The sequence below is a fragment of the Rhodococcus sp. NPDC057014 genome, from assembly GCF_042673295.1.
In the GTDB taxonomy this organism is placed as follows: Bacteria; Actinomycetota; Actinomycetes; order Mycobacteriales; family Mycobacteriaceae; genus Rhodococcus_F.
The window spans coordinates 1-4383 of record NZ_JBHUSF010000492.1 but is presented as its reverse complement, the minus strand read 5'-3'; the positions used below and the strand labels follow the sequence as shown (position 1 = coordinate 4383).

At 66.0% G+C, this 4383-nt stretch carries 3 protein-coding genes; 1 reads left to right on the top strand and 2 read right to left on the bottom strand.

Going from position 1 to position 4383, the window contains the following annotated elements; genetic code table 11:
* Positions 1 to 613: 613 nt before the first annotated feature.
* Both ACFTZB_RS43525 and ACFTZB_RS43520 read right to left on the bottom strand, forming a co-directional pair.
* Positions 614 to 1030 carry a cytochrome c oxidase subunit 4 gene (locus tag ACFTZB_RS43525; protein ID WP_012688105.1) on the bottom strand — a complete coding sequence of 139 codons (417 nt, stop codon included), beginning with the start codon at positions 1028 to 1030 and terminating at the stop codon, positions 614 to 616.
* Between the two features lie 41 nt (positions 1031 to 1071).
* Positions 1072 to 2139, bottom strand: coding sequence for a cytochrome c oxidase subunit II (locus ACFTZB_RS43520; protein ID WP_378441890.1), 1068 nt, complete (start codon positions 2137 to 2139; stop codon positions 1072 to 1074).
* 272 nt (positions 2140 to 2411) lie between these two features.
* On the opposite strand from ACFTZB_RS43520, the gene asnB reads away from it, so the two are divergent.
* Positions 2412 to 4337 carry an asparagine synthase (glutamine-hydrolyzing) gene (gene asnB / locus ACFTZB_RS43515; protein WP_378441888.1) on the top strand — a complete coding sequence of 642 codons (1926 nt, stop codon included), beginning with the start codon at positions 2412 to 2414 and terminating at the stop codon, positions 4335 to 4337.
* Positions 4338 to 4383 lie beyond the last annotated feature (46 nt).

The window sequence follows — 4383 nt, the reverse complement described above, 5'->3', positions numbered from 1 at the left end:
GCCCCGAACCGCTTCCGGTTCGGGGCTCTGTTCGTCTGTCCGGACCGTGCGCGCTCCCCTCCCCCGCGCGGCCGTGCACGGAACGCGAGCGGGACCGCCACGAGGCCGTGGAGAAGTCCGAGCGCGGTGAGGACCCCGAACGGTCGCCGCCGCTCCCCAGATCGCCGTCACCGGCACCATCAGGAACATCAGGGCATTGAGACCCCGCGCGTGATTGCGCTGCTGCGCAGCACGAGCCATACAGGACGTAGCCGCCCACCGTGGACAGGACGATCAACCACACGACCGGTCGCCGGCGGCGACAGCATTCCGGCGCACGGCACGAGGTAGGCCCACCACGCCACACCGGAGGGCGCGGTGGCGTCCGAGCAGAAGCCCCCACCACTGCCCGGACGCGGCTGCTGACCGAGCAGTGGACCTGTCAGCACGGCGACGACCAGGGGCTGGGTGCCGTCGATCAGTCGGTGGTGCCGGTCGAGACGCCCCGTCCGATCGCCTGGTAGACGGTGGGCTCGCCGCGGCGACCGCCCGCTACCGCGAGGGCTGACGACACACGCAAAAGGCGCCGAACCCCAGAGGGATTCGGCGCCTTCGGCCGTCACAAAAGTGTGGGCTAGTGCTTCTCGGGCCCGACGTAGTACTCGAAGACGAGACCCGCAGCGGCGGCCAGCACGGCAACCACGGCGACCACGATCATCCACGGCTGGAAGAACGCCATCGAGACGGCGACGAACGCGGCCGCGGCGGCGAGCAGGATCGGCCAGTAGCTACCGGGGCTGAAGAAGCCCAGGTCGCCTGCGCCGTCGGCGATCTCTGCGTCCTCGTAGTCCTCGGGACGCGTGTCGAGGCGACGGGCGACGAACCGGAAGTACGTTCCGATGATCAGCGTCAGTCCCGCCGACAGGCAGATGCCCGTCAGACCCGCCCACTCGATACCGGTTCGTGAAACGGCGGTGAAGACGCCGTAGACGATCGCGACGAGAATGAAGAATACCGTCAGGATCTCGAAGAGCTTGGCTTCGATCTTCATATCAGCACTTGTCCTTGGTCAGTGAGGTATCAGCAGCAGGTTCAGTTACCTTCGACACCGCTCGCCTGCTTGTAGCCGCGGTCGGTGGTGAAGGGAGACGTCGACGTCGCGACGGGGGACTCGCCGATGGCCTGCAGAGCCTCCGCCGTGGTCAGATCCCGGCCGCCCTCGCTCGCCGGCTTGCGCAACTCGATGTACTGCGCGAACTTGTCCGGGCTCACGGCACGAACCTCGAAGTTCATCATCGCGTGGAACGTGCCGCACATCTCGGCGCAGCGCCCGACGAAGGCACCTTCCTTCTCGATCTCACTGATCTGGAAGACGTTGTCGGAGTGGTTCTCCTTGGGGTTCGGGTTCACGTCACGCTTGAACAGGAACTCCGGCACCCAGAACGCGTGGATGACATCGGCCGAGGCCAGTTCGAACTGGATCCGCTTGCCGGTCGGCAGGACGAGGATCGGGATCTCGTTGCTCGAGCCGATCGTCTCGATCTTGTCGTAGTGCAGGTAGGACAGGTCCTGGGGTGTCTTGCCGTGAATCGGCCCGGGCACGGCGTGCTCACCCTCGCCCTCCGCCTCGGGCGCCGATGCGGACTCGACGGCGGCCTGCGCCTCCTGGTCGACACCGTCGTACAGACCGCCACCTTCACCGAGATCGATGGAGCGGTAGCCGAACTTCCAGTTCCACTGGTACGCAGTGACATCCACCACTACATTCGGGTTGTCCTCCTTCTCGAGGACATGGTTCTGCACGACCACCGTGAAGTAGAACAACACGGCGATGATGACGAACGGAACTGCGGTGTACGCCAGCTCCAGCGGCACGTTGTATGCCGTCTGACGCGGGAACTCGGGAGAGTCCTTCTTCTTGCGGTGGAAGATCACCGCCCAGAAGGTGAGTCCCCACACCAGCACACCCATGACGAGGGCGGCGATGACCGACCAGGTCCACAGTTCACGCATGCGGTGCGCCTGCGGGGTTACGCCCGAAGGCCACCCGAAACGAAGCACCTCGTTGTCGATTGAACAACCCGACAGCAGCAAGGCAGCAATGCCCAAAGATACTGCCAACCCTGCCCGCCGAAGGATCCGACCTTGCGCCACGTTCACGCCTTCCTGATCGCCGCAAATTCCACTAGGGCACACCCGATGGGAAGGCCCAATTACTACGCAGCGTAGACCAAAGGTGGCGGCTCTCCATCCTCGGGTCGGGCGATGTGTCGCTGTCGTTGCCGCGGCGGTGCCGGTGTTCGGGCCGCGGCGGTGCCTGCGGCGGCCCGAACCGGACGCGTCGGCAATCTGCGGCATACTTTCCGGCAGAGATCCCTGACCCCTCCACCTCGTGGAGCCTTCCAAGATTCTGAATTGAGGTACCGGACGCTGTGTGCGGACTGCTCGGGCTACTGACCTCTGGAGAAACCAGCGACAACGCCGTCTCACAGGTCGACCAGGCAATGCACTGCCTGCGGCACCGTGGGCCGGACGAGCACGGGACCTGGCACGACGACCACCTCGTCTTCGGGTTCAATCGCCTGTCGATCATCGACATCGAACACTCCCACCAGCCACTGCGGTGGGGTCCGGCGGAGAACCCGGAACGCTATGCGCTGACGTTCAACGGCGAGATCTACAACTACCTCGAGGTGCGGGCCGAACTCGCCGAGCAGTTCGGTGCGCAGTTCGCCACCGAGGGCGACAGCGAGGCCATCGTCGCGGCGTTCCATTACTGGGGTGAGGACGCCGTCCGCCGCCTGCGCGGCATGTTCGCATTCGCGATCTGGGACACCGAGACGCGGGAATTGTTCATCGCCCGCGATCCGTTCGGCATCAAACCGCTGTTCCTGGCAACGGGCACCGGCGGCACCGCGTTCGGCAGCGAGAAGAAGAGCCTGCTGGAACTGGCGAGCCTGATCGGCATCGGCACCGAACTCGATCCGCGTGCGGTCGAGCACTACACCGTCCTCCAGTACGTGCCGGAGCCGGAAACCCTCCACAAGCAGATCCGCCGGCTCGAGTCCGGGTGCTTCGCGCGGGTGCGCCCGGGCGAAGAACCCGTGATCACCCGCTATTTCGCGCCCACGTTCCCGGTGCGCCCGTTCGCCGCGGGCACCGAGCAGGCCCGGTACCGCGAGATCGCGGAGGCCCTCGAGGATTCGGTCGCGAAGCACATGCGCGCCGACGTGACCGTCGGCTCGTTCCTGTCGGGCGGCATCGACTCGACGGCGATTGCGGCGCTCGCGATGCGCCACAACCCGAACCTGATCACGTTCACGACCGGTTTCGAGCGCGAGGGCTACTCCGAGGTCGACGTCGCAGCCGAGTCCGCCGAGGCGATCGGCGCACGGCACGTGGTGAAGGTGGTGAGCCCGTCCGAGTTCGCCGCCGCCATCCCCGAGATCGTGTGGTACCTCGACGACCCGGTCGCCGACCCGGCACTGGTTCCGCTGTGGTTCGTGGCGAAGGAGGCGCGCAAGCACGTCAAGGTCGTGCTGTCCGGTGAGGGCGCCGACGAACTGTTCGGCGGCTACACCATCTACCGCGAGCCGATTTCGTTGAAGCCGTTCGAGTACCTGCCCAAGGGCCTGCGCAGGGCCGCCGGGAAGCTGTCCGAGCGCATCCCCGACGGCACCCGCGGAAAGAGCCTGCTCCATCGCGGTTCGCTGACCCTGGAGGAGCGCTACTACGGCAACGCGCGCAGCTTCAACGACGCGCAGTTGCGGGCCGTCCTGCGCGACTTCCGGCCGGAGTGGACGCACCGTGACGTGACCGACCCGATCTACGCGCAGTCACAGGGGTGGGATCCGGTGGCCCGGATGCAGCACCTGGACCTGTTCACGTGGTTGCGCGGCGACATTCTGGTCAAGGCCGACAAGATGACGATGGCCAATTCGCTCGAACTGCGGGTGCCGTTCCTCGATCCGGAGGTCTTCGAGGTGGCGTCGCGGGTGCCGCTGGATCAGAAGATCACCAAGAGCACCACCAAGTACGCGCTGCGTCAGGCGCTGGAGGGGATCGTCCCCGGCCACGTGCTCCATCGGGCGAAGCTGGGCTTCCCGGTGCCGTTGCGGCACTGGCTGCGCGGGACCGAACTGTTCGACTGGGCGCACGAGCAGATCGCGGCCTCGGGCACCGATCACCTGCTCGACAAGGTCGCGATCACGAAGATGCTGAACGATCACCGGGACGGCGTGTCCGATCACAGCCGTCGCCTGTGGACCGTGCTGATCTTCATGGTCTGGCACGGCATCTTCGTGGAGAACCGGATCGTCCCGGAGATCGCCGAGCCGGCGTACCCGGTCTCGATCTAGGCGCTCCGCGCCCGTGAGTGGTTGACGAGTCCAGAGACTCCTCAAC